Raw genomic sequence first — 24,794 nt, 5'->3', positions numbered from 1 at the left:
AATACTGCTCATTCATAACGCCCAGTGCATGAAAAGCCGAGCAGTCAGACAGCACTCGGAGCCCGCCGTTCTTCCTCTTCGCGAATCTTGCTCGTCACCGCGCTCTCACTGTCCAAATGCTCAATGACGGTCTTATAGTCTCCATAGTACGGCCTCGACGCGTGCACATAATCATTTTTTATATGAAAAGGCATATCTCTTAGCCTGGAAAAATCATAAGGAATCCCTGAAAAATTAAAGAGAATTTCAACATAATCAATCTCATAAAAAAACGCAGCAATTAACGATAGCCGAGTTTTGCCGACAAAGGTAATGGTTTTATTGTTACTATTGCCTGGCAATCCCAGCACAACGCGTGAAGAGCTTCCGCTTTTTATCTGCTCTGAAATAATACTCAGAAAAAGCATGTCACCCAGTACATAGACATAATCACACGCTTTAATCAGCGCACCTTTACGAACAGCAATATCATTGTTGACATTCATAAAAGCCATCAGGTTTTCTTTAATTTCATTCAGAAGCTGAATGCAGCTGTTCTTTTTTTCGTTGTTGATGGGCTCAACACCCCTTTGCGTACTGGACGTGCTAAAAAAATGCATGTGCAAGCTAGGATGCGCCTCAAAACGACCGATCAACTCTCCGGTGTATTTTTTTTCCGGAAACAAGGCAAAGTATTCAATCATTGCCTTCCTGTGTGCGTAAAATGCATCGGCATTATTTTTAACCCGAGTGATGTTGATCTGCTCTGCTGTCTGCTTTGTCGAGTGCAGCCTGAGCACCAGCAATGACAAGGGAAGGCAGAGCGATAACAAACCCAAGGGAAGACTACTTATTCTCAAAAACTCTACAAACCCCTTAGCGGAATAGTCCGGCGTGGAGCCCCACCATGCCAGAAAACCAAACTCAAGAAAGTACAAAAACGGGATGACAATCGACATCCATAAAAGCTTTTGATTCGACGCACCTGTCATGGCATTCAGTTCGAAAAGCGTCGTGACAGGCTTGAGTCGTTTGTTTCCGGACTCGTCAATTTCATAATGTTGTGACCAGAACAATGCAATTACAAAAACGGCAGGAACCATTATTAGCAAGGCAAGGATAGCGAAATCCATTTCATTCACTCAGTTAAAAACAAGAAGCATTTTGCCATTGCCTGTACTCCGCCACAACCCGATCCAGGTAGATTCAGCCCCAGACCTGCTGAGGTATAAAGCCGCAATCAAAGCTCGCAGCCTGACCTATCACCCGGCGACCATTACCCGGTTCCGGCCTTGCTGTTTGCCCAGATAAAGCGAAGTGTCAGCACGGTTGAGGGTTATCTGAAAAGTCTCGTCCGCTGCGAAGGTTGCCACGGCAAGAGTCGCGGTGACCGAAATAATGCGCTCATCGATCTGGCCAGCCTCCTCGGCTATACGTTTCCAGATCCGCTCTGCGACTCGCAGCGCGTCCTCGGGCGTGGTGTCCGACATGAGTACCAGAAACTCCTCGCCGCCCCAGCGAGCAGCCATATCGCTGTTGCGCACACTTGAGCTGATGATTTCCGCCACCCGTTGCAGTACGGCGTCGCCGGTTTCATGGCCGTGGAGGTCATTGATCTGTTTGAAATGATCGATGTCGAGCAGGATCAGCGAAGCTGACAGCCCCTGTCTCCGGGCCTCCAGCTCGCGTATGCGATGCAGCACTCTTCTGCGGGTATAGAGATTGGTCAGGCTGTCGCGGTTGGCAATATGAAACAGGCTCAGTTGCATCGACGACGTGAAGCGTACCGAGAGTGCAGTGGCATAGATCGACAGAACGGTCGCCGTCAGTGCATTGACGATACCGAATGCATCAAGCACGTTTTGGCTCAGGCCCGATTCCTGCCCCATGTACCGGCGAAAGGCGAAGCATCCTACCAGCGACAGAAGAATTGCCAGGCTGTAGGCAATGCGCCTGATGGCGATCAGTTGAAAGGTGAAGGCAATGATGGGAATCACGCAGAACAGGTAAAAACTGAAGTTGCTTTCCCAGCCCAGTTCCCATGTGGCAAGCAAGGCATGGCCGATGATCTCCAGGCACATCAGTTGTCCGGCCTGCCGATAGCGCTGCCTGCGGATCAGGTAAAGACAGTTGATATAGATCAGTGTGCTGACGATGTTCGCCGCCCACAGGACCTTCATCCCCAGTTCCAGGAACACTGCCAGCAACACACAGTGAATGCCCAGAGCGACGTACACGATCGGCGTGATGTGTTTCCAGAACTGGATAGCCGTGTCCTTGAACAGCTGGGTTCGGTCTTCCGTCGGAAGGGTCATCATCACGTTATCTCGAAATGCAGGTGGAATATGACCATCAGCGTAGGGTTGAGATCATGATGTGTTGTCGGCCTGAACCGACGCCGCTTGATACAGCGACCCGATAATATCTTTTGCCTGCCCGGCCCGGATGTTTTGCACGACTGAAGGAGTCAAATGGACATCAGGCATGATAAGGAGTGCAATCGGAGGTCTGATTTTTTCCGTCCGCCGCCAGTCGACAGGCGCTGCGATACGACGCACGGTAAAGCTGATGGAGGGCCGACGAGGGTGTTTCGTCACTTTGCGGTAGCGATCCCGATTTTCTGGAAATACTATCGGGGCCGTACATTGTGTTGATCGCGCAGTGCTCGACAGCCGGCGAACTGCAGGCAGCCCTGAATGATTCAGAAGGAAGCGTACCGATGGAACGTCTCACCGCAAAAGACTTTGCGCCTGAACTGCTTGAGCTTTATGACTTCTACGCACACGGCAGGATCAATCGACGCGAGTTTCTCGATCAAGCAGCGCTGTTCACATTGGGTGGCCTGACTGCCAGTGCGCTGCTCGCCTCGTTGAGCCCCAATTACGCGCTGGCCGAACAGGTGGAGTTTACCGATCCGGACATTGTTGCCGAGTATGTGTCCTACCCTTCGCCCAAGGGCCATGGTCAGGTTCGCGGCTACCTGGTACGTCCGGCAAAAGCTCCCGGCAAAGTAGCGGCAGTGGTTGTGGCGCACGAGAATCGCGGTTTGAATCCCTATATCGAAGACGTTGCCCGCCGTGTAGCGAAAGCCGGTCTCATCGCGCTCGCACCCGACGGCCTGTCCTCGGTCGGCGGTTATCCGGGTAATGACGACAAGGGCCGAGAACTTCAGCAGACAGTCGATCCGGAAAAGCTCATGAACGATTTCTTCGCCGCTATCGAGTGGCTGATGAAGCATGACGCAACTACCGGCAAGGTCGGCATCACCGGTTTCTGTTATGGCGGTGGCGTGGCCAATGCCGCCGCCGTGGCTTACCCCGAACTGGGCGCTGCCGTATCGTTTTATGGCCGCCAGCCCAGCGCCGAAGACGTGGTGAAGATCAAGGCGCCCGTCATGATTCACTATGGCGAACTGGACACCCGCATCAATGAAGGCTGGCCCGTTTATGAAAAAGCCTTGAAAGCTGCGGGCACGACGTACGAAACGTTCATCTATCCGGGTGCCAACCACGGTTTCCACAATGACTCGACCCCGCGTTATGACGAAGCAGCGGCCAAACTGGCGTGGGAGCGGACGCTGGGGTGGTTTAACAAGTATCTGGTTTAACGGCGCGGTACAGATCTGTGACGCAGAGGATCACGCAAGGCATTCCCGCGCTGGAAAATAACACTATCGTGCGACGCTCTGCGTCGTCTCCAAGACGTGGAGCTTCCCCCCACCGCATCTCCACGCTGGGGCGTACACAACGATAGCCTGAACTGTCACAGCGCCCGCACTCGCGCCAGCAGAATCTGCAGCGGATGCTGCACTGTCTTGCCATCCTGGCGCTTGACCTGGCTGCGACATGAATACCCATCGGCGACCAGTCGGCCTTCATCACCATGGCGCGCAACCAGTGGCTGCCAGGACTGGCTGTAGATCGTGTCGCTGTTTTTTGCGTTTCGGGTTTCATGCCCATAAGTGCCGGACATGCCACAGCAACCGCTGGCCAGAACATCAAGCCTGAGCCCGGTGCGAGCGAAGGCTTGCTGCCAAAGGCCGACACTGGCAGGCTCGTTGGTCTTTTCGGTGCAATGCGGCAGAAAGTAGTAAGTCTCACCTGACGGAGCGTCATGGTTTTCCTCAAGCGCAGACGCAAGCCACTCCTGCGGGAGCATGACCGGCGGCACATTATCGCTGCCCAGCGTCTTGCTGTACTCCTGGCGATACACCAGGGTCATGGCTGGGTCCAGACCGATCAGCGGAATGCCGTACCCGGCCAGCTTGCCAAGCGACTGGCTGTTGAAGCTGGCAGCCTTTTCGAACGCGGCCAGAAAACCCTGCACGTGCAGCGGCTTGCCATTGGGAGCGAACGGTGCGAGATAAACCTGATAACCCATGCGCGAGATCAATTCCAGCCAGTCTGCCGCCAGCGGGGTTTCAAAGTATCGGGTGAACGCATCCTGAACCAGCACCACCGTACGCTTGCGCTCCTGCTCGCTCAACGCGGCCAGACGCTGCGGGGTAGCAATGCCGACATTCCAGCGCGCGCAGGCTGCGCGAAAGTCCATCAGGCTGAGCAATGGGCTATCAACCATACCGGCAACATGTTCGAGCAGGTAACGCACCGGTTTTGCGCCCATGACCGCGTTATACAGCTTGGGGAAGCGCGCCAGATAGGGAATGCTGAACTCCAGCGAGCCAATCAGATAGTCCTTGATCGGGCGCAGGTAACGGCTGTGGTACAGCTCCAGAAAGCGCGATCTGAACTCGGGTACGTTGACCTTGACCGGGCACTGCCCCGCGCAGGACTTGCACGCCAGGCAACCAGCCATCGCATCGTAGACCTGGTGGGAGAAGTCCTGCTGCCCCGCCACTCTGGCTACGCTGTTGACGGTCCGCTTGGCAAGGCTCTTCAGCACATTGGCATTACGTGCCCTGGCACTGGCCGTCAGGACGTTCACATCCTGCTCGCCTTGCAGACGCAGCCACTCCCTGACCAGCGAAGCGCGGCCCTTGGGTGAATGAATACGATCACGCGTGGCCTTCCAGGAAGGGCACATGGCATCGTCAGTGTCGTAGTTGTAACAGGCACCATTGCCATTGCAATGCAGCGCGCTGTCGTAGCTTTGCCAGACACGCTCGTCGATCTTGCGGTCCAGGTCGCCGCGCAGCATCACTTCGTCCACCAGCGTCAGGCGTGCTTCGGGCAGGGTCGCAGGCGTGGCGATCTTGCCGGGGTTGAGCTGATTGAACGGGTCGCACGCGGCCTTGAGCGCCTGCAACGCCGGGTACAATTCGCCGAAATATTCGGGCACGTATTGCGAGCGCAGGCCCTTGCCATGTTCACCCCACAGCAGACCGCCATAGCGTCTGGTCAGCGCGGCAACGGCGTCGGAGATCGGGCGGATCAGAGCCGCCTGCGCGGGGTCTTTCATGTCCAGTATCGGGCGCACATGCAGCACGCCTGCATCAACATGGCCGAACATGCCGTATTGCATGCCGTAGCTGTCCAGCAGCGCACGAAACTCCTGAATATAGTCAGCGAGATTCTCCGGAGGCACCGCCGTGTCTTCGACAAACGGCTGCGGTCGGGCTTCGCCCTTGACGTTGCCGAGCAGCCCCACCGAACGCTTGCGCATGGCGTAGACGCGGTTGACTGCAGCGCTGCCGGTTGCAAGCGTATGGCCAAGACGAACCACCGACGTATCTTTTTGCAAGTGGGCGACGAATGCATGGACACGCTGCTCCACTTCGCCCGGTTCATCGCCGCTGAATTCGATCAGGTTAATGCCAAGGGTGGGCGTGGCGGGGTCTTGCGGGAAATACTCGGCCACGCCGTGCCAGACGATATCCTGCATGGCCAGCATTAACACCTTGGAGTCTACAGTCTCGATGGACAGCGGTTTGTGAGCCATCAATGCCTTGGCGTCCCGCAGGGCGTCCATGAAGCCTGCGTAGCGAACATTGACCAGAATCGAGTGTTTGGGGATCGGCAATACGTTGAGCCGGGCTTCGACGATAAAACCCAACGACCCCTCAGAACCGCAAAGCACGCTGTTAAGGTTGAAGCGCCCGTCCTCCTCGCGCAGGTGCGCCAGATCGTAACCGGTCAGGCAGCGGTTGAGGGGCGGGAAAACGTCCTTGATCAATTGCGCCTGAGTATCGGCAATCTGTCGAGCGCAGCGATACACATCGCCAGCCCGGTCGACGCGTGCCTGTTCGCTGGCCAGTTGCTCGGCACTCAATGCCTGTGTGTTGACGTACGAACCGCCCAATAACACTGTTGACAGTTCAAGCACGTGATCGCGGGTCTTGCCGTAGGTGCAACTGCCCTGCCCGCTGGCATCGGTATTGATCATGCCGCCGACGGTGGCGCGGTTGGAGGTGGACAGTTCAGGCGCAAAAAACAGCCCGTGAGGCTTGAGCGCGGCGTTGAGCTGGTCTTTGACCACCCCGGTCTGCACCCGTACCCAGCGTTCCTCGACGTTGATTTCAAGAATGTGATTCATGTGCCGCGACAAATCGACCACCACACCGTCGGTCAACGACTGTCCGTTGGTCCCGGTACCGCCACCACGCGGGGTAAGCACCACCTGTCTGTATTCGGGTCGCGCAGCCAGCCGGGCGACGATTGCGACATCATGGCTGTCCACCGGGAATACCGCCGCCTGCGGCAGGCGCTGGTAGATCGAATTGTCGGTGGCCAGCACCGTACGCGATCCGTGGTCCCGGGCTATTTCGCCGCGAAAGCCGCCCTCCACCAGGGCATTGAGGAAACGGTCATAGTGACCGGCCTGCTCGGAGGTCGGTTTCAACTGCGCAATCATGGTGGTCTTCCTGGCTGGCTAGGCGTTTTATATGCAAAGCACGTATGCTTCGAAACGCTCGTATGCATGGCGTTATCAACGGCTACCGTGATTCTCCGGTCTGTCGTACTTCAGTGCAAACGTAAAAGATGTCGTTTTTCCATGAGTTTTATGAATGAACACCAGAAGACTGACGCCCTCCATGTCACTGTTGCTTGCCTTCGAGGCCGCTGCCCGGCATGGCAGCTTTACCAAGGCCGCAGACGAACTGGCCTTGACCCAGAGCGCCATCAGCCGTCAGGTGCAGGCGCTGGAAGCGCAACTGGAAGTCGAGCTGTTCAAGCGCGATGGCAGGCGTATCGAACTGACCACTGCCGGGGCGCTGTACCAGCATGAGCTGGCCGCCGCACTGGGTCGTATTCGCAGTGCAACCCTGCAAACCATCGCGCACAAGACCGAGGGCGGTACGCTGCATCTGGCCGTGCTGCCGACTTTCGGCTCCAAATGGCTGCTGCCGCGGATGAATGACTTTTACACTCGGCATCCGAGCTATGTGGTGCATCTCCACTCACGCATCGTGCATGCCGACCTGACGCCGGCGGCCAGCGAGATGAACGCGATTATCTGTGCGGGCAATGGCAACTGGCCCGGTTATGTTGCCCATCCGCTGGTCAGCGAGAAACTGGTCGTCATTGCCAGTCCTGCTGCGCTTGCCGGATACCGGTCGATGACCCCGGCGCAGGTTGCCCAGCATTCGCTGCTGAGTGTGGTATCGCGGCCCAATGCCTGGTCGGACTGGTTTGACAGCAACCGTCTTGCCCATCAGATCATGCGCCTGGGGCCGAGCTTCGAGTTGACCTCGCATTTGATCCAGGCCGTAGCGGCCGGCATCGGTATCGCGCTGGTGCCGCGGATTCTGGTGCAGGACGAACTCAACAGCGGCGAGCTGGTCACGCTGTTCGAGCCTATGGACAGCGGACGTAATTATTATCTGGCGTACGCGACACGTTTTCAGAACTTGCCAGCGCTGTGCGTATTCAGGGACTGGCTGCTGTCGACGCCGTTTCCCGCCCCCTTGTAAGACCTGCCCGCAACAGGAGCAACCGTGCGCATCGAACCCCTTCCGCCTTTGCAGAACCTGATCGCCTTCGAAGCCGCCGTACGGCATGGCAGCTTTACCCGTGCCGCCAGCGAACTGAACCTGACACAAAGTGCGATCAGTCGTCAGGTGGCGCAATTGGAGGAGTTTCTCGGCCGGGCGCTGTTTCGCCGCGAGCACAAGCGCATTCGCCTGACCGTCGCCGGGCAGATTTACGCCGAGCAGATCCAGCGGGTGCTGACGCTGTGTGCCGAGGCCACAGCGCAAGTCATCACCCACAGCGGCGAACAACAGTTGACCCTGGCCTGTTCCAGTGGCGTGGCTGCACTGTGGCTGGGGCCTTTGCTGGGGCGCTATCGCGATGCCTTTCCGGCTGTGGATATCCGCCTGCGCGTGGTCGATGGGCTGGACTCGCTGATCCGCGCCGAATTCGATCTGGCGCTGTATTTCCTGCGCGAAGGCTCGCCGACGGGGCTCGACAGCCGCTTGCTGTTCGCCGAATCGGTAAATGCCTATTGCTCGCCTGGCTACCTGAACGGTCGGCTGCTGGAGCCAGCAGAGTTGCTGGATCACTGCCTGCTGATGCTGGAAGACGGACAACGTCAATGGCTGTCCTGGGGAGACTGGTTCGGACGTCAGGGAGTCGATGCCTCGCTGATCCGCAAGCGCATGACCGTCAACCTGTATCCGGTGCTGGTCGACCTGGCGGTCGCTGGTCATGGCATCGTGCTCGGCTGGCAGCCGATGATCGACCGGCATGTGCAATCCGGTGCGCTGGTGCCGGCATGCCGAAAAAGCATTGGCGCAGTAGGCGGTTATTACCTGCTGACACCCAGTGGCAAGACGCCCCGGCGCGCTGCGCGAGCGTTCGAGAAATGGCTGACAGATGAAATAGCCACGCTGACACTCCGCCTATGACGCTTGCATGCATCTGGCGCATGCAAACCTGCGCAATGAGCGTTTTCTTAAAATCGGCCCAGCACCTAATCTCGACTGAAACGGGCAAAAAGACCTGACTCAGCCGCACTTATATCAACCCTGCCCCTTAACCAATGCAGCCACTGCAGGGGGCCTCCCTGCGTGTATCGCATGCAGGAGCCTATTCAGTGAGCACATTACGATCCTCTGCTTCACGCACCCATGAACAAAAGGCACGCCGCGCGGTGACCGCTACGGTGATCGGCAATGGCCTGGAATGGTTCGACTTCACGGTCTACAGCTTCTTCTCGGTGATCATTGCCAAGGTCTTTTTCCCCAGCGGCAGCGAGCTGACCTCTTACCTGCTGGCGTTGGCGACCTTCGGGGTAGGCTTTTTCATGCGCCCGGTGGGCGGCATTGTGCTCGGTATCTACAGCGACAAGCGCGGGCGCAAGGCGGCGTTGTCACTGACCATCCTGCTGATGGCGCTGGGGACCCTGATCATCGGACTGACGCCCAGCTTCGCGCAAATTGGCTATCTGGCTCCGCTGCTGATTGTTCTGGCGCGACTGCTGCAAGGGTTCTCTGCCGGTGGCGAGATGGGCAGTGCCACCGCATTTCTGACCGAGCATGCTCCGCCCGGCAAGAAAGCCTTCTACTCCAGCTGGATTCAGGCCAGCATCGGCGTCGCGGTGCTGCTCGGCTCTGCGCTGGGTGCCATTCTGTCCAGTTACCTGACCCAGGCGCAGCTAGAAAGCTGGGGCTGGAGGGTGCCATTTCTGATTGGCACACTGATCGGGCCGGTCGGCTTCTATATTCGCAGCCGGGTGGATGAGACGCCGGCCTACAAGGCGGCCAGCCCCGTTGAATCCCCGCTTCGCGAAGTCATCAGGACCTACCCCCGCCAGACGCTGATAAGCTTTTCACTGGTCGTGCTCTGGACGGTCTGTACTTACGCGATCCTGTTCTACATTCCTTCCTACGCCCAGCGTGTGATCGGCTTGCCTTCATGGATGGGCTTCAGCGCAGGCATGATGGGCGGCGCGGTGCTGATCGTCGCCACACCGATTGTCGGTGCCCTGGCAGACCGCAGCGGGCATCGCCCCTGGTTGCTCGGCTCGGCGATCGCCATCTTTTTCAGCGCCTATCCGATGTTCCTGTTCATCAACCAGATGCCAGGGCTGTTTTCGCTGCTGGTCTTTGAGATGGTGCTCGGCCTGCTGATTTCCGCTTACATCGGTTCGATCCTCGCGGCTTTCGGCGAGTTGCTGCCCACCCACGTGCTGTCCACCGGGCTCTCTGTCGCCTACAACTTTGCCGTCACCATTTTCGGCGGCTTTGCCACCTTCACCATCACCTGGCTGATTGCCTCGACCGGCAGCAACCTGGCGCCCGCGTTCTACATCATGTTCGCTGCCGCCGTCAGCGGTATTGGTGCGCTGCTGTATCGCGACCGTGCGCCTGCTGCCCATCGTCCCTTGTCTGGAGCTTTCCAATGAGTATTGCTGATCCTACACGCCTGATCCTGCGCAACGGCCGTCTGCTGGACCTGCAAAAAGGGCAATTGATTTCCGGCCAGGAAGTCGTGATCGAGGGTGAACGCATTGTCGACGTGCGTGCCGAAGGTGAGCCGGCCCCGGCTGGCACTGAGGTCATGGATCTGGGCGGCAGAACCCTGATGCCCGGCCTGATCGACTGCCATGTGCATGTGCTGGCTTCCAACGCCAATCTGGGCATTAATGCCCTGCAACCCAACGCAATCATCATGTACCGCGCCTTGCCGATTCTGGCGGCGATGCTCAACCGCGGTTTCACCACCGTGCGCGATGCCGGCGGTGCCGACTGGGCGCTGGCGCGCTCAATCCAGATGGGGCTTATTCCCGGGCCGAGGATCTTCGCTTCGGGCAAGGCACTGTCGCAGACCGGGGGCCACGGCGACATGCGCGCTCGGGGCGAACTGCTGCTCAATGAGCCCTGCTCGTGCTGTTTCCGGGCCGGGGCCATCGCGCGGGTGGTGGATGGCGTCGACAACGTGCGTCTGGCCGTGCGCGAAGAACTGCAACAGGGTGCCAACCAGATCAAGATCATGGCTTCGGGCGGTGTTTCTTCGCCAACCGACCCGATTGCCAACACCCAATACAGCGAAGCTGAAATCCGCGCCATCGTCGATGAGGCCGCCGCCGCAAACACCTACGTCATGGCGCATGCCTACACCGCTCGGGCGATTCGCCGTGCCATCGAATGCGGCGTAAGAACCATCGAGCACGGCAATCTGGTGGATGCCGACACCGCCCGACTGATGGCCGAAAAAGGCGCATTTGCGGTGCCGACTCAGGTCACCTATGAAATGCTTGCCGAGTATGGCGAACGCTTCGGCCTGCCAGCGGACTCGGTGGCCAAGATCGAAGACGTGCGACAGGCCGGGCGCAACGCCCTGCTGCTGTTCGCCGAAGCAGGCGTCCCGATGGGTTACGGCTCGGATTTACTGGGCGAAATGCACGAGTACCAGACCCACGAACTGAAGATTCGCGCCGAGCTGCTCGGCAATCTGGCGGCGCTGCGCAGTGCAACAAGTGTCGCGGCGCAGATACTTCAGCGTGAGGGCGAATTGGGTTGCATCGCCGCCGGTGCGATCGCTGATCTACTGGTGGTGGATGGCGACCCGCTGAGCGATATCAGTTGCCTGGTCGGTCAGGGCGAGCACTTGGCCATGATTGTTCAAGGCGGTCATGTGCGCAAGAACACCTTGGCCTGATCGGTTGTCAATGGGCGTTGTGGTCCCAGATCCAGCTCCAGACACCCGGCAGGCTGACCGGCTGGCCGGCCTCCTTGACCGTGCGGGCCAGAGCGGCACGCTGTAACTGCGCGCTGTCGTCGTAGAACGGCTGGTCGGCAAGCCGAACGCCAGTCTGACGCGCACTGTCGACCAGAATCTGCAGGTACTCCCGAGCATGCCGCGCGGTGTAGCGGTTCAAATCGTGGAAGGTCACCACCACCGGAATCACACCGTCCACAACAGGCAGTTCACCGGCAGCAATGCGCTCACGCACCTGCGAAAGCTGGCTGACCATGTTCGAACGGCGTCGCAGGCTGAAGTTATAGCCCCAGATCTTGCCGTCGTTGGCACTCAGGTCCGTCAACAACACATGCAGGTCATGGCGCTGATAGGCGCTGAAGGTGCGTTTGTCGTAGTTCCAGAACGGCGGCCGCAACAACGTGGTGGGCACGCCGGTGATCGCGGTAATGATCGCACAGCCCTGGGTCAGTGACTGTTCCAGTTCCTCATCCGTCAACGACCGATGATTGGTGTGATGCGGCGTAGCGGTGTGAAAGCCCAGCAGATGCCCTTCTTCATACTGACGACGCATGATTGCTCTGCCTTGATCACTGTTGCCCGCGCCCGTCGCGCCGGTCTGCACGAAAAACACGGCCTTGATGTTTGGCTGCAACGGGTTGTCGGCCAGGCTGTCGAGCACCGTGATGCTCGGGTTGTAGAACGTCGAGGCACTGGGGCCGTCGTCAAAGGTCAGCAGGAACCGCACCGCAGGCCGCTGGCGCAACTGCTCGGCGGTTTTCGACGTCAGCGGAACTGGCGAGCTGATGCAGGCCGACAGGCTCGCGGCCATGGCCAGTGCGAAAAAGGCCTTGAAAACGGACTTCATCAATGTACGCAATCCTGTGGTTGAGCTGCTGAGGCCGCTTGTAAAGCGCACGCATGATCATTCACGGGTGCGGCAAACACAATCACTGCGGCGCGCAGTTTGTCGGCACCGAAACAACTCATGCGGTTGAAGTCGGCATGGCTCACGGGCATGTGCTGACAGTCTATGGCTTGGCGATGCAGGCTGTGATCGATATCAGGGTCGTGCAGGTAGACAAAATCACTGTCGCAGTCGGTCACCATCACCCAGTGCGGTGCCTTGGAGCGTGTCAGGCGATAGCTGCTGATCAGCACCAGCGGCTTGCCACCCTCTGCCAGTACGCGAGGCAGGTTCAATGAACGGTTGGGCAGCGTTTGTACGCCGCAGGTCTGCAGTTCATGACAGAACTGCTCGTGCACCAGACGGATTACCTGTTTCTTTTGGTCACTGCGCACGCCGCCCAGAAACAGCGGGCCCGCAATCGACACCAGCAGCTTCACGGTAAAGCCCCTGCGCCGCGCAGCCAGCGCCAACCCCTGAGGGCTGCATCCGCCATGGCCGGAGGTCATGAACACCGTAGTCGCCTCACGCCAGATCTGCAGTTCTTCGGCACGTCCCATCAAACGCACAGGTTGCAGAGCCTTCATCGCCATCAACAGGCAGGCAGGACCACAGGTGAACTCCAGGGTCTGCTGGTAGTACGGCACTGAACGGCTGTCCGGCCGGGCATGCTCGACGATGCGCTTCTCGTAACGCAGCGCCGGGGCATGGTCCTGGTAATAGTCGTCGACCTGAGCGAAGCGCCGGTAACCGTTGCGTTCGTACAGCCCGATAGCCGCGTGGTTATCAGAGCGCACCTCAAGGCGCAGGTAAGCGCAGTCGCGGCCCACGGCCTGCTGCTCGGCACGTTGCAACAACTGCTTGCCCAGCCCCTTGCCCCGCGCCGCATCGACAATCGCCAGCGAATACAAACGCCCCAGCGAGGTGCCCCGATGAAACAGCACCAGCGCGTAGCCGGTGAGTTTTCCGGCCTGCTCGGCGACGATCAGGCTGGCATTGGCGCGGCGGATCATCCAGCGAAAGCTGCGCGCGGTCAGACGGTCGCCGTCAAAGCACTGGTTCTCCAAAAGCAGTAAGTCGTCGACATCGGTTTCAACTGCATCGCGAAATATAAAGTCCATCTGCACCGCCGTAAAAGTTGTGTAACGAAACGGGACATTTCAAAAAGCACATGCTTAATAGAAAGCACGTGTTTCCCATCGGATCGATTACACAGGTCAGCGGCACAGGTGAAGATGAACGAAGTATCTGCGCAACTTGCGCTTTCAGCAACAACCAGACGTGCAGACCCCACAACGCTTTTTGCGGCGCAGAGGCAACAGGTGATTATTGTCGAACGGCTTGAAGACTGGGCATCTTACTTCCCCAGCGAAGACTTGATCAGCGCCCAGGATTATCTGGAAAAGCCGCTAAAAGCCAAGACAGGCAAGCGTGTGCAAGTCATCAATCTGTGCCGCAGCTACAAATACCTGGGCCACGGTTATTACTGTTCCCTGCTGGCCGAAGCGCGCCAGCACAATGTCATTCCCTCGGTAAAGACCATCAGCGAGTTGACCCGCAAGTCACTCTACGGCCTGGCCCTCGATGACCTGGACAAGTTGCTGGACACCGCACTTGAAGATCATCCCTATGACGACACCGAAGGGTTTACCCTGACGCTTTACTTCGGCCAGACCACACTGGAGCCATTGAAGGATCTCGCCCGTCAATTGTTTGAAGTCTTCCCCTGCCCGATCCTGATGGTGGAGTTTCGCAAACGCGACAATTGGCACATTGCCGGTATCAAGGCCGGTGCTCTGCCGCGCCTGCGCGATGATCAGCAGGATGAGTTCGCTACGGCGCTGGAAGGCTTCAGCCGCAACGTCTGGCGCCAACCCAGTTCCCGACGCATGGCCCGCTATGACTTGGCTATCCTGCATGACCCACAGGAACAGCTGCCACCATCCAACACCGAGGCGCTGGCCAATTTCATCCGCGTCGGCCAGCGCCTGGGCATTGATGTCGAGCTGATCGAAAAGAAAGATTACTCCCGGCTGGCCGAGTACGACGCGCTGCTGATTCGCGAAACCACCAGCGTTGACAACCACACCTACCGCTTCGCCAAGAAGGCCGAAAGCGAGGGACTGGTGGTCATGGATGACTCCACCTCGGTCCTGCGCTGCACCAATAAGGTTTACCTGACCGACCTGCTCAAAAGCCATGATCTGGGCATGCCATGTACGGAAATCCTCTACAAGGACCGCCCGGAAGAACTGCAGCACGTGGCCACACGTCTGGGTTTCCCGCTGGTATTGAAGATCCCTGATGGCTGCTTTTCCAGAGGTGTGATCAAGGTCAGTACACCCGAGGAAATGCACACGGCAACGACCCAGCTGTTCGAGCACTCGGTATTGCTGCTGGCCCAGGAGTTTTTCTACACCGAGTACGACTGGCGCATTGGCATTCTCAACCGCAAACCGATATTCGCCTGCCAGTACTTCATGTCCAAGGGGCACTGGCAGATCTACAACCACAAGGCAATCGGTGCCGAGGTCATTGGCGAATGCCGCACGCTGGCGGTGCACGAAGCGCCGCGCGCCGTGGTCGAGCTGGCACTCAAGACTGCCAATCTGATTGGTGACGGGTTGTATGGCGTGGACTTGAAACAGTCAGGCGATCAAGTGGTAGTGATCGAGGTCAACGACAATCCGAACCTGGATGCCGGCATCGAAGACGCTTACCTGCAGGATGACCTGTACAGCCTGGTGCTGGAAGAGTTCGTCCGCCGTCTGGAGCTCAAACGCCTCGGCAAAGAATGGTGAAACGATGATTCAGGGCCTGACACTCGATGGCAACCGGTTGCTGACATGTGACCCGCAAAAGGCTCAGGTGCTGTGGTTCAGCAAGCCGGACGCTGGTGAACGCAGGTTATTGATGGAGCGCTTTCACCTTGATGAGCACGCCGTGGCATCGGCGCTGGATCCCGATGAAATTTCGCGCATCGAGTTTCACCCTGATGCCTTGTTTCTGATCTGGAAACGTCCCGAAAACTACTCGGGTAAGGACAGCTTCTCGTTCGACGTTTCGTCCTTTGGTGTGCTGCTCAGTCGGGACCAACTGGTCCTGATCTGTGATGACGATCAACCCTTGAGCGCGCTGGGGGCTCACCGTCCTTTGAACCAGCCGCTGGATATCCTTCTGGAGCTGTTGTTCAACAACATTCATCACTATCTGGGCCATTTGAAAGTCATCAAGATGGTCGCCCGGGAATTGCAGCAGAAATTCAACTCCTCACTGGAAAACCGTCATTTGCTGCAGATGTTCAACCTCAGCGAAAGTCTGGTGTATTACATCAATGCGATCCACAACAATGGTGCAGTCCTGACCCGCCTGCGCAATCATGCGCAAGGCAAGCAATACGCGACTGCCTGCCTGGCGTTGATCGGTGACATGATCATCGAGAACGACCAGTGTTACAAACAGGCCGAGATCTATTCCACAGTGTTCGCGGGCTTGATGGATGCACGGGGCAACCTGGTCAACAACAGCACCAATACCCTGCTGCGCAAACTGACGCTGATCAATGTGGTGTTTCTGCCTCTGAACCTGATTGCCGGGATCGGCGGCATGTCCGAACTCAGCATGATGACCGCCCCGCTGCACTGGTGGGTGGCTTATCCGGCACTGCTTCTGGCCATGCTCGGGCTGGGGGCGGTGATGGTCTGGGGGCTGCGCAAGATGGCTCGCGCGGCCTGAGCGGTTATTTTTCCCAGTCAGCCTTGGCAATCTGCAAGCCATGCAGCCCGTTGTAGGCCGCCCGCTCAGGAGACTGCCAACCCTCCAGCAATGCGGCGTCGAGGTCGTAGATTTCGACACCCAGCGCACGGCAGACGCTTAACGGGTCCTGCGCGTCAGGCCCCCACATCGGCAGTGACAGGTCGCCGCCCGGGCAGGTCGACAACGCACACAGCAGGTCGATTTCAGCGAAAAACTCCAGATAATCGCCCTTTTGCGCCGGACAGGCCTTCATGAAGTACATGTCGTCATGATTGAGGCCTGTGCACTGGAAGATGTTCAGCACGTCATGCACGTCGAATTCGGTCAGCCCGTGCGGCAGCACGGCACGGGTCAGGTTTGAATGACAGTGATGATGAAAGTCTTCGCCGGTCAGCATCTTGTTGACGTAGGGGTCACAGCGCGTGCCAAGCAGATCATGAAGGCGGCCGCCATGCTCGTCGATCCCGTAGCTGGCCAGGCTGTCGTCGGTAATCGTTACCATCGGCCGCAAAAACGGCAGGTTCGACCACAGCCGGTCATGAGTGCTGACATGCGCGCCCTGCAACTGACGCGTACGCGCCGCCCACAGGCGCTCCCGAGGATCGTTGGCATTCCACACATTGAAATCGCCCACCTGCGGGCCAACCGGTGTGGTGACACGAAACACCTGACCGGCCTTGACCTTCCAGGCCCGTCCGGTACGAATGGGTACTTCGAACTGCTCGACGAGGGTGCGCTGCTGCGCATGGGTGCGAATGCGCTCATAAAAAGCGGTATCCACTTGCAGTGCCGCGCCTTTGCTGACCTGGTAGGCGGCTGGGTAGTTTTTGTACATGCGGGGCTTCTCGTTGGCAGGATGTGCAGATTGATCCTGCAAATTGCAGGCCCGATTATTGAAAATCCCGACTGCGCACATCCAGCCCGGTCAGCAACGGCGTGAGGTCGTACAGGCGCTGGGCGATCAGGTGCCGCACACCACTTTTCGATTCCAGTCGCCCGAAAACCTGCAGCAGTTGCGAGCCCACCAATACCTTGCGCTGACGTTCGGCCAGGTCGCGCCAGACCACGACATTGACCATACCGAACTCGTCTTCAAGGGTCACAAAGGTCACGCCACTGGCTGTTCCCGGTCGTTGACGACCAATAACGAGCCCCGCCACGCTGAGGGTTCGGTCGTTTTCCAGGCTCAGCAAGTCTTGTGAGCTGCGAAAGCGTCTGGCAGCCAATTGCCGACGCAGCAAGGCCAGTGGGTGCGGGCCGAGGGTAGTGCCCAGCGTGGCGTAGTCGGCCATCAGGTCTTCGGCCACCGTTGGCAGCGGCAGCGTTACCTGTGTTTCTTCGCTGGGCAAGTCGTTGAACAACGGGCGCTGGGCTTCCACGCCTGCCACTTCCCAGCGCGCCCGGTGCCGATGGCCGATCAGGCCACGCAAGGCCCCGGAATCCGCCAATGCCTCAGCGGCGCGTGAGTCCAGACCGGCGCTCTGAGTCAGGTCGGTGGCATCGGCGAATGGCTGCTTCAAGCGCGCTTTTTCAATGCGTCGGGCATCCTCCTCGCGAAAGCCACGCACCATGCGCAGCCCGAGGCGAATCGCCAGATTGCGCGTACTGTCGGGATGGTCGAGCGGCTCCAGCGAACAATCCCAGTTGCTGTAGCGCACATCCACCGGGCGGATTTCAATGTGGTGGCGACGTGCGTCCTGTAACAATTGATCCGGGCTGTAAAACCCCATCGGCCAGCTATTGATCAGCGCGCAGGTGAACGCTGCCGGCTCGTGGCATTTGAGCCAGCAACTGGCGTAGGTCAGCAAGGCGAAACTGGCGGCATGGGACTCGGGGAAGCCGTAACTGCCAAAACCCTTGATCTGTTCGAAAATCCGGTCGGCAAAGTCTGCGTCGTAGCCGTTTTTCAGCATGCCGTTGCGCAGCCGCTCACGATGCGGTTCCAGCCCGCCGTGACGTTTCCACGCGGCCATCGCACGGCGCAATTCGTCCGCCTCACCGGGTGTGTAATCGGCGGCGATGATCGCCACTTCCATGACCTGTTCCTGAAACAGCGGCACGCCCAGGGTGCGCTCAAAGACACTTTTTAGTTTAGGCGGATAGGTGATGGCTTCCTCTTTATTACGTCGACGCAGATACGGGTGAACCATGTCGCCCTGAATCGGCCCCGGCCGGACAATGGCGACTTCGATGACCAGATCGTAGAATTTTTCCGGCCTCAGGCGTGGCAGCATGGCCATCTGCGCGCGGGACTCGATCTGGAACACGCCGATGGTGTCGGCGCGGCTGATCATTTCGTAGGTTTTCCGGTCGTCGCCCGGAAGACTTGCCAGGGTCCATCGTTTACCACGGTGCAAATGCACCAGATCGAACGTACGGCGCAACGCGCTGAGCATGCCCAGTGCAAGGATGTCGACTTTCAACAGACCGACCAGGTCCAGGTCGTCCTTGTCCCACTGGATGATCGTGCGGTCGGCCATCGCAGCGTTTTCCACCGGCACCAGCGTGTCCAGCGGGTGTTCGGAAATGACGAAACCGCCCGGATGTTGTGACAAATGCCGGGGAAAACCGATCAGCTCGCTGGTCAAAGCCAGTACACGCTTGAGGATTGGCATGTCGGCATCGAAGCCGTATTCGCGCAGGCGTTCGGGCGACGGCAGCGAATCGCTCCAGCGGCTGAAGGCATCTGCCAGGGCGTTGATCTGGTCAGGCGGCAAACCCAGCACCTTGGCCACATCACGCACCGCGCCCGAACCGTGATACGTGCTGGCCACTGCAGTCAGCGCCGCCCTGCCCCGACCATAACGCCTGAACACGTACTGAATGACTTCTTCGCGGCGGTCGTGCTCGAAATCCACGTCGATGTCCGGTGGCTCGTTGCGTTCTCTGGAGATGAAGCGCTCGAACAGCAGGTTGCTCTGTTCCGGGTTCAGCTCGGTGATCCCCAGCGCATAACACACTGCCGAGTTGGCCGCCGAGCCCCGTCCCTGGCAAAGGATATGCTGGCTGCGAGCAAACTCGACGATGTCATGCACGGTCAGAAAGTAGCTGTCGAACTTCTTTTCCGCGATCAGGGCCAATTCCTTCTCGACCTGCGCACGGGTGGCTGGCGTCAGCCCGTTCGGCCAGCGTTTGCGGGCACCGCGCTCGGTCAATTCACGCAGCCACGACGTGGGTGTCTGGCCTTTGGGGACCAGCTCGTGCGGGTATTCATATTTCAAATCGCCCAGATCGAACGTGCAGCGCCGGGCAATACGCACCGATTCGGCCAGCAGCCAGTCCGGGTAATGCTCGGCAAGCGCATTCAGTGGCCGTAAATGGCGCTCGCCGTTGGCAAACAACAGGTGCCCTGCCTCGGCCACGGTCGTGTGATGGCGAATGGCAGTCATGGTGTCCTGCAGCGCGCGCCGACCGCGCGCGTGCATGTGCACATCACCGCTGGCAACTGCCGGGACACCCAACGATTGCGCCAGCGCCAGCAAGTCGGCCAGACGCTGCTCGTCATCCGCGCCGCGATGTAACTCCACGCCGAGCCAGAGGCGCTCGGCAAAGCGCTCACGCAACCAGCGTCCATGCGCCAGACAGGCTTGTGCGTCGCCTTCGATGTCCGGCAACCAGATGGCCAGCAAACCGTCCGGTGAAGGCTCGAAATCTTCACGCAACAGCCGGTATTCACCTTTTCTGGCTCTGCGGCGTGCCACCGTGATCAATTTGCACAGCGCCTCATAGCCTGTCTGGCTTTCCACCAGCAGCACAGCTTTCGGCCCGTTCTCGATGTGCATTTCGCTGCCAATGATCAACGGCAGGCCGGTGCTGATGGACGCCTGCCACGCACGTACGATACCGGCCAGCGTGCACTCGTCAGTAATGGCCAGCGCCTGATAGCCGTGGCGCGAGGCACGTTCGAACAGCTCACGGGCGCTTGAGGCACCGCGCTGAAAACTGAAGTTGGACAGGCAATGCAGCTCGGCGTATTCGCCTGTCATGCGAACCAGCCATGCAGCAGCAGTTCACCCTGCTCACCCACGCTGCGATAGGCCCAGGCGCGCTGGCCGCTGGAGGTTTCGACCAGATAGTAGTCACGACGTACATCGCCGCCGTCCCACCAGCCTGATTCGATTCGCTCGGGCCCGGCCACAATACGCGTTGCATGAAGCGGCAGCGGCTGGGGCTCTCGCAACAGCCAGCCCGGGCGCATACAACCTTTGGCCGGCAAGACCGGTTTGCTTGTGCTGTGCGGTTGCCAGGCGCATTCAGGGCGGTGATCTGCCTGAGCACGCAAGCCATTGACCGACTCGTCGCCCAGTCGCGCACGCAGGCGCTCGCGCAGTTGCTCCCAGGGCAAGGTCTGTTGCACGCGCTCATCAAACAACTGCCGGTGTGCCGGAACAAAATCCGGCAAATCCTGCGCCAGCAAGCGCACGGCACGTACCGGCGACGTCACCAGCATTTGCTCCAGCCTGCCGCGGGCCAGTTCGAACAACATCGACGCATCGCGCTCGGCACTCAGTAGCCCGACTGGCACCACAGTCTCCGGACCTTCCACGTGCTCCAGATGCAGGGAAAATCGCTGCACACCGCTGTCACGTCCGGCCAGAAACAAAGCCAGATCGGCGATCAGCCGCTTTAGAGGAAACAACAGGGCCTGATGCGACTCGACGTCGAAATTCAGCTCGATGCGTATATCGAAGAAGTCCGGCGGTGTGTAGTACTCCAGTGCCACCGGTCGCTCGCCGAGCAGTGTGTCGAGATGCTGCAGCACGCTGGCCGGAAACCGCCGCGCCAGTGTATCGCGCGGCAGGGCCAGCACCTGCCGCACAGAGCGCAGTCCCATGCGCGTCAGGGCCGTGGCGGCTTCGCGGCTCAGGCCGATGCGTTCCAGCGGCATCTGCTCCAGGCTGCGGCGCAACGCCTGCGGGCAATCGATGTTCAGCCCGTCATGCAGGTTGGCCAGCATTCGTGCGGCTATCGGGTTGGGCGCGACCACGATGCGATGCCGAAAGCCCTGCGCGGTCAGTTCTTCACGCAGGCGCGCTTCGAATACCGGCCAGGGGCCGAACAGCTTGAGGCTGGACTCGATTTCCATCAGCAGTACCCGAGGGTACTTGAGGCTGACATTGGAGCTGAAGCCGTACGCCCAGGCCGCGAGCAGTTGCTGCAAGCGCTCAATGTCGGCTGGATCATGCTCGACCGTGGTGAACTTCGACACCAGCGCCTGCGCGGCTGTCAGCGACTGCCCGGCTTTCAAACCCAGCGCGCGCGCCGCTGGGTTGGCGGCTTGCAACACGCGACGTTGAGCACTGCCGCTGATCAGCGCCAGAGGCTCATCGGGATCACTGCAACGACGCATGACGCCGTCGAGCGCCAGTTGCGGCAGCAAGACACAGGCCCAGAGCATAAGAACCTCAAGCGTCGGTCGGGAATGGAAGGGGAAAAGGCGGCGCAAGCCCGCCCCGGCACTTGAGCACCCGCAGCTGCGCAGGACGGGTATCGATAGCTATCCGCAGGGCTGCAGGTGAAGGGTTGGCGGCGGCCTGCTGCGGACGACAGGCAAAGGCCAGGGTCTGACCGGTTTCAGCAGCGACCTGCAAACGTCGCAGCGCGCGGTCATCAACCAGGCCGGGCCAGCACACGACCGCGCCACAACTGCCAGACCGCAGGCATTGTTCGGCGGCCCAAAGGGCATCGCGAGCACTGGCCTCGATGACGACAAGCTGGCGCAGGTCGACCCCCGCAGCCAGCCAGGCCTGCGGGTACGGAATATAGGGCGGTGCGACCAGCACGATACGCTCGCCCATGCCGGACAATCTTGCCAGGCTTGGCCACAGCAAGCGTAATTCGCCACTGCCATTGGCCAGGATGAGGATTTCCGTCAGCGCCGCCGCAGGCCAGCCGCCGGTGGGCAAGGCGCTGTCCAGCAACGCATGGCCACTGGGGTGCGGACTGACCTGCGGCGCGCCCTGCTGGCGCCCTTTCCAGACCCTGCGCTCATCCAGCAAGGCGTCCAGGCTGACCACCGCGCCCATCATTCGCGGCGAACCAGCCCGCAGAACACACCCTCGATGGCGAATTCCTGATCAGGCGTGACAACAATCGGTTCGTAGGCCGGGTTGCGCGGCAACAAGCGCAACTGATCGGCGCTGCGTTGCAGGCGCTTGATGGTGACTTCACCGTCCAGACGGGCGACGACAATCTGCCCGTCACTGGCCTGTGGGTTACGGTGCACGCCAACCAGGTCACCATCGAGAATACCGTCCTCGATCATCGAATCGCCCTGCACGCGCAGAAGGTAGTCAGGCACACGAGTGAACGTGCTGCGATCCAGATGCAGTGTGGTGTGTATATCGAGATCCGGCCCGATAGGCGCACCTGCTGCCACACGCCCCAGTACCGGGATTTCCAGCAATTCAGGCCGAGGCTCACTGTTCAGCAGGCGGATACCACGCGCCTGATGCGGTACGACTTCGATCAGACCCGCCTCAGTGAGGGCTACAATATGTTTGCGCGCCACGCTGCGCGAAGCAAAACCGAAAGCCTCGGAGATTTCCGCCAGGCTCGGCGATTGCCCTTGCTGCGCGATGCGATCGCGGATGAAGGTAAGAATTGCGCTGCGACGGGGAGATAATCTGCTCATGGAGTACATTTGTACTCCATTGGGAATTTTGTGACTAGTACGGTTTGTCGGATTGACGCCGCACGCTCTTGCGCTTCGTAGACGTCAATTATTCGGATTTTCACAACGGTGAAATAAGAAACTCCCGGTTTATTGCGCCAGCCAAAGCGTAGAGACTCAACGGCTCTTTCAACGCTCAGGAGCACTCATTGTGATCACGCGCCAATTGGGTCACCACGGTCCGCAGGTTTCTGCCATCGGGCTGGGCTGCATGGGAATGTCGGATTTCTACACCACCGGCATCGACGAGAAGGAATCCATCGCCACGCTGCACCGCGCACTGGAGTTGGGTGTCACCTTTTTCGACACGGCTGACATGTATGGCCCGCACACCAATGAGGCCTTGCTCGGTCGTGCACTCGAGGGCAAGCGCGAAGGTATTTATCTGGCCAGCAAGTTCGGTATCGTGCGTGGCGATGACCCGCATGCGCGTGGCGTGAATGGCAGCCCGGCGTACATTCACCAGTCGATCGACGCCAGCCTGAAACGGCTGAATACCGATTATCTCGATCTTTACTATCAGCACCGTGTCGATCCGAGCGTGCCCATCGAGGACACCATTGGTGCCATGGCTGAACTGGTCAAGGCGGGCAAGGTTCGCCATATAGGCATCTGCGAAGCCAGCGCAGCGACCATCGAAAGAGCCCACAACGTGCATCCGCTGGCGGCCGTGCAAAGTGAATATTCGCTCTGGTCGCGCGATCCGGAGCATGACAATGTGCTCGTCACTTGCCGTCGTCTGGGTATTGCTTTCGTGGCCTACAGCCCGCTGGGGCGTGGTTTTCTGACGGGGGCATTGCGCACCCCGGACGATTTTGCTGCCGATGATTACCGTCGCTTCAGCCCACGCTTTCAGGGCGAAAACTTCAATCGCAATCTGGCACTGGTAGAAAAAGTCAAAGCGCTGGCTGCGGCCAAGGGCGTCAGCGCATCGCAATTGGCGCTGGCCTGGGTACTTGCTCAAGGCAATGACATCATTCCCATCCCGGGGACCAAGCAGCGCAAGTATCTGGAAAGCAACGTGTCAGCTGCTTCATTAACGCTGAGTACCGATGAGCTGGCCCAACTGGATGCGATTTTTCCGCCGCAAGGGGCCGTGTCAGGCGAGCGCTACAGCGCGGAATCGATGAAGTCGCTCAACGGCTGAGGCTTATGAGCTCTGTGCGTGCCCAGCGTCAGGTTGTCGTGGGGCACGCCACAGTGCCATTGTTCAGGCCTTGCTTGTGATTCTTGTAATCCAGCGTGGCCTTGCCGTCGACCCACTTGAGGGTGACAACGACCACTGAGTCGAAATCATCATTCGTCCAGTCATCCAGCAAATTGGTGCTCTTGCCGGACGCTTCTTCAGCAACCTTGTTGATCAGTTCCGGCAGGTAGCCATGAGACCAGGCGGTGTAGATGATCGAGTTATGGTACTTGTCGCGCATCAGTTCGTCGGCCAGGTCGCTGGTGTCGTTGGCGCCGAAGTCGATGTTGACAGGCAGTCCCAGCTTGATGGCGCTAGGCCCCACTGTCATCAGAGGACGAACGTAGCTGTAGGACAGATCGCCCTCACCCTCTTCCACGTGCCGGCTTGGATTGGCTGCGAAGATGAAATCGGCCTTGCCGAACTCCCTCGGCAGGACCTCCGACAGTTCGATGGCCCGGTTGAGCCCCTGGCAGTTCAGTTGCCCCAGGCCCATGGCCGGTTTTTCCGCATGACGAAGAAACACCAGCGTCTGTGTGCCGTTCTTGGGCTCGGCATGAACGCCCTTGCCCATGGTGAACAGGGCCAGTGCAGAAGCCACCAGCAAAGATGGGAAAAAGCACCATGCGATGCGGCGCTGGAGTCGGGTAATAACAGGCATTTTCGGCATATTCATTATTTTCTGAGTCCGGT

19 protein-coding genes are annotated in these 24,794 nt (G+C 59.1%); 8 read left to right on the top strand and 11 right to left on the bottom strand.

The window, feature by feature from the left end:
* Window positions 1-44: 44 nt before the first annotated feature.
* On the bottom strand, window positions 45-1,112 hold the full coding sequence (locus MME58_RS13390; protein WP_055006294.1) for a hypothetical protein: 1,068 nt from the start codon (window positions 1,110-1,112) through the stop codon (window positions 45-47).
* A 129-nt stretch (window positions 1,113-1,241) separates the two neighbouring features.
* A complete protein-coding gene (locus MME58_RS13385; RefSeq protein ID WP_055006295.1) occupies window positions 1,242-2,297 on the bottom strand; it encodes a GGDEF domain-containing protein in 1,056 nt (351 codons plus the stop codon).
* Window positions 2,298-2,698: 401 nt separating this feature from the next.
* Between MME58_RS13385 and yghX the strand changes: the two genes are divergently transcribed.
* Window positions 2,699-3,586 carry a YghX family hydrolase gene (yghX, locus tag MME58_RS13380; RefSeq protein ID WP_054984174.1) on the top strand — a complete coding sequence of 296 codons (888 nt, stop codon included), beginning with the start codon at window positions 2,699-2,701 and terminating at the stop codon, window positions 3,584-3,586.
* A gap of 155 nt (window positions 3,587-3,741) precedes the next feature.
* On the opposite strand, the gene ydiJ is transcribed toward yghX, so the two are convergent.
* Window positions 3,742-6,789, bottom strand: coding sequence for a D-2-hydroxyglutarate dehydrogenase YdiJ (gene ydiJ / locus MME58_RS13375; protein ID WP_055006296.1), 3,048 nt, complete (start codon window positions 6,787-6,789; stop codon window positions 3,742-3,744).
* Window positions 6,790-6,943: 154 nt separating this feature from the next.
* Between ydiJ and MME58_RS13370 the strand changes: the two genes are divergently transcribed.
* From MME58_RS13370 to MME58_RS13355, 4 genes are all read left to right on the top strand, one after another.
* Window positions 6,944-7,849 (top strand): LysR substrate-binding domain-containing protein, encoded by a 906-nt coding sequence (locus MME58_RS13370; RefSeq protein ID WP_082427496.1) that lies wholly within the window; start codon window positions 6,944-6,946, stop codon window positions 7,847-7,849.
* Between the two features lie 24 nt (window positions 7,850-7,873).
* On the top strand, window positions 7,874-8,785 hold the full coding sequence (locus MME58_RS13365; protein ID WP_055006297.1) for a LysR substrate-binding domain-containing protein: 912 nt from the start codon (window positions 7,874-7,876) through the stop codon (window positions 8,783-8,785).
* 188 nt (window positions 8,786-8,973) lie between these two features.
* Complete coding sequence (locus tag MME58_RS13360; RefSeq protein ID WP_054984153.1) at window positions 8,974-10,284, top strand: MFS transporter; 1,311 nt, start codon at window positions 8,974-8,976, stop codon at window positions 10,282-10,284.
* Window positions 10,281-11,540 carry a metal-dependent hydrolase family protein gene (locus tag MME58_RS13355; protein WP_054984152.1) on the top strand — a complete coding sequence of 420 codons (1,260 nt, stop codon included), beginning with the start codon at window positions 10,281-10,283 and terminating at the stop codon, window positions 11,538-11,540. The genes MME58_RS13360 and MME58_RS13355 overlap by 4 nt, the downstream gene beginning before the upstream one ends.
* A gap of 7 nt (window positions 11,541-11,547) precedes the next feature.
* Here the strand turns inward: MME58_RS13355 and MME58_RS13350 are convergent, their stop codons facing one another.
* Together MME58_RS13350 and MME58_RS13345 are read right to left on the bottom strand one after the other, a co-directional pair.
* Window positions 11,548-12,447: a polysaccharide deacetylase family protein gene (locus MME58_RS13350; RefSeq protein WP_054984151.1), complete on the bottom strand. Its 900-nt coding sequence runs from the start codon at window positions 12,445-12,447 to the stop codon at window positions 11,548-11,550.
* On the bottom strand, window positions 12,447-13,607 hold the full coding sequence (locus MME58_RS13345; RefSeq protein WP_054984150.1) for a GNAT family N-acetyltransferase/peptidase C39 family protein: 1,161 nt from the start codon (window positions 13,605-13,607) through the stop codon (window positions 12,447-12,449). Before MME58_RS13345 ends, MME58_RS13350 begins: the two co-directional genes overlap by 1 nt.
* A gap of 114 nt (window positions 13,608-13,721) precedes the next feature.
* On the opposite strand from MME58_RS13345, the gene MME58_RS13340 reads away from it, so the two are divergent.
* The gene (locus tag MME58_RS13340; RefSeq protein ID WP_055006298.1) at window positions 13,722-15,287 is read left to right on the top strand and encodes a RimK family protein; all 1,566 of its coding nucleotides are present in this window, start codon (window positions 13,722-13,724) and stop codon (window positions 15,285-15,287) included.
* 4 nt (window positions 15,288-15,291) lie between these two features.
* Window positions 15,292-16,221: a magnesium transporter CorA family protein gene (locus MME58_RS13335; RefSeq protein WP_055006299.1), complete on the top strand. Its 930-nt coding sequence runs from the start codon at window positions 15,292-15,294 to the stop codon at window positions 16,219-16,221.
* 4 nt (window positions 16,222-16,225) lie between these two features.
* On the opposite strand, the gene MME58_RS13330 is transcribed toward MME58_RS13335, so the two are convergent.
* Genes MME58_RS13330 through lexA form a run of 5 tightly spaced genes read right to left on the bottom strand, consistent with a single transcriptional unit; the run spans window position 16,226 to window position 22,885 of the window.
* Window positions 16,226-17,077: an urea carboxylase-associated family protein gene (locus MME58_RS13330; protein ID WP_055006300.1), complete on the bottom strand. Its 852-nt coding sequence runs from the start codon at window positions 17,075-17,077 to the stop codon at window positions 16,226-16,228.
* 55 nt (window positions 17,078-17,132) lie between these two features.
* Window positions 17,133-20,228 carry an error-prone DNA polymerase gene (locus tag MME58_RS13325; RefSeq protein ID WP_055006301.1) on the bottom strand — a complete coding sequence of 1,032 codons (3,096 nt, stop codon included), beginning with the start codon at window positions 20,226-20,228 and terminating at the stop codon, window positions 17,133-17,135.
* On the bottom strand, window positions 20,225-21,640 hold the full coding sequence (locus tag MME58_RS13320) for a Y-family DNA polymerase (protein ID WP_055006302.1): 1,416 nt from the start codon (window positions 21,638-21,640) through the stop codon (window positions 20,225-20,227). Before MME58_RS13320 ends, MME58_RS13325 begins: the two co-directional genes overlap by 4 nt.
* Before the next feature lie 7 nt (window positions 21,641-21,647).
* The gene (gene imuA / locus MME58_RS13315; protein ID WP_055006342.1) at window positions 21,648-22,268 is read right to left on the bottom strand and encodes a translesion DNA synthesis-associated protein ImuA; all 621 of its coding nucleotides are present in this window, start codon (window positions 22,266-22,268) and stop codon (window positions 21,648-21,650) included.
* Window positions 22,268-22,885, bottom strand: coding sequence for a transcriptional repressor LexA (gene lexA, locus MME58_RS13310; protein WP_055006303.1), 618 nt, complete (start codon window positions 22,883-22,885; stop codon window positions 22,268-22,270). Before lexA ends, imuA begins: the two co-directional genes overlap by 1 nt.
* A 181-nt stretch (window positions 22,886-23,066) precedes the next feature.
* Between lexA and MME58_RS13305 the strand changes: the two genes are divergently transcribed.
* Complete coding sequence (locus MME58_RS13305) at window positions 23,067-24,062, top strand: aldo/keto reductase (protein WP_054984143.1); 996 nt, start codon at window positions 23,067-23,069, stop codon at window positions 24,060-24,062.
* A gap of 28 nt (window positions 24,063-24,090) precedes the next feature.
* On the opposite strand, the gene MME58_RS13300 is transcribed toward MME58_RS13305, so the two are convergent.
* Window positions 24,091-24,777: a hypothetical protein gene (locus MME58_RS13300; protein ID WP_054984142.1), complete on the bottom strand. Its 687-nt coding sequence runs from the start codon at window positions 24,775-24,777 to the stop codon at window positions 24,091-24,093.
* Between the last annotated feature and the right edge of the window lie 17 nt (window positions 24,778-24,794).

The sequence above is a fragment of the Pseudomonas syringae pv. tagetis genome (genome assembly GCF_022557255.1).
Lineage (GTDB): Bacteria > Pseudomonadota > Gammaproteobacteria > Pseudomonadales > Pseudomonadaceae > Aquipseudomonas > Aquipseudomonas caricapapayae.
Note: the sequence above shows the minus strand (reverse complement) of the source record. Positions and strands in the feature narration are given on the sequence as shown.

Excerpts from the sequence above, each read along its gene's own strand:
- ydiJ (WP_055006296.1), bottom strand. The coding sequence starts at position 6,789 with ATGATTGCGCAGTTGAAACCGACCTCCGAGCAGGCCGGTCACTATGAC.
- MME58_RS13345 (WP_054984150.1), bottom strand. The coding sequence starts at position 13,607 with ATGGACTTTATATTTCGCGATGCAGTTGAAACCGATGTCGACGACTTA.
- MME58_RS13390 (WP_055006294.1), bottom strand. The coding sequence starts at position 1,112 with ATGGATTTCGCTATCCTTGCCTTGCTAATAATGGTTCCTGCCGTTTTT.
- imuA (WP_055006342.1), bottom strand. The coding sequence starts at position 22,268 with ATGGGCGCGGTGGTCAGCCTGGACGCCTTGCTGGATGAGCGCAGGGTC.
- MME58_RS13340 (WP_055006298.1), top strand. The coding sequence starts at position 13,722 with ATGAACGAAGTATCTGCGCAACTTGCGCTTTCAGCAACAACCAGACGT.
- MME58_RS13370 (WP_082427496.1), top strand. The coding sequence starts at position 6,944 with ATGAACACCAGAAGACTGACGCCCTCCATGTCACTGTTGCTTGCCTTC.
- MME58_RS13300 (WP_054984142.1), bottom strand. The coding sequence starts at position 24,777 with ATGAATATGCCGAAAATGCCTGTTATTACCCGACTCCAGCGCCGCATC.
- MME58_RS13350 (WP_054984151.1), bottom strand. The coding sequence starts at position 12,447 with ATGAAGTCCGTTTTCAAGGCCTTTTTCGCACTGGCCATGGCCGCGAGC.
- MME58_RS13335 (WP_055006299.1), top strand. The coding sequence starts at position 15,292 with ATGATTCAGGGCCTGACACTCGATGGCAACCGGTTGCTGACATGTGAC.
- MME58_RS13330 (WP_055006300.1), bottom strand. The coding sequence starts at position 17,077 with ATGTACAAAAACTACCCAGCCGCCTACCAGGTCAGCAAAGGCGCGGCA.
- MME58_RS13320 (WP_055006302.1), bottom strand. The coding sequence starts at position 21,640 with ATGCTCTGGGCCTGTGTCTTGCTGCCGCAACTGGCGCTCGACGGCGTC.
- MME58_RS13355 (WP_054984152.1), top strand. The coding sequence starts at position 10,281 with ATGAGTATTGCTGATCCTACACGCCTGATCCTGCGCAACGGCCGTCTG.
- MME58_RS13385 (WP_055006295.1), bottom strand. The coding sequence starts at position 2,297 with ATGATGACCCTTCCGACGGAAGACCGAACCCAGCTGTTCAAGGACACG.
- lexA (WP_055006303.1), bottom strand. The coding sequence starts at position 22,885 with ATGTACTCCATGAGCAGATTATCTCCCCGTCGCAGCGCAATTCTTACC.
- MME58_RS13325 (WP_055006301.1), bottom strand. The coding sequence starts at position 20,228 with ATGACAGGCGAATACGCCGAGCTGCATTGCCTGTCCAACTTCAGTTTT.
- yghX (WP_054984174.1), top strand. The coding sequence starts at position 2,699 with ATGGAACGTCTCACCGCAAAAGACTTTGCGCCTGAACTGCTTGAGCTT.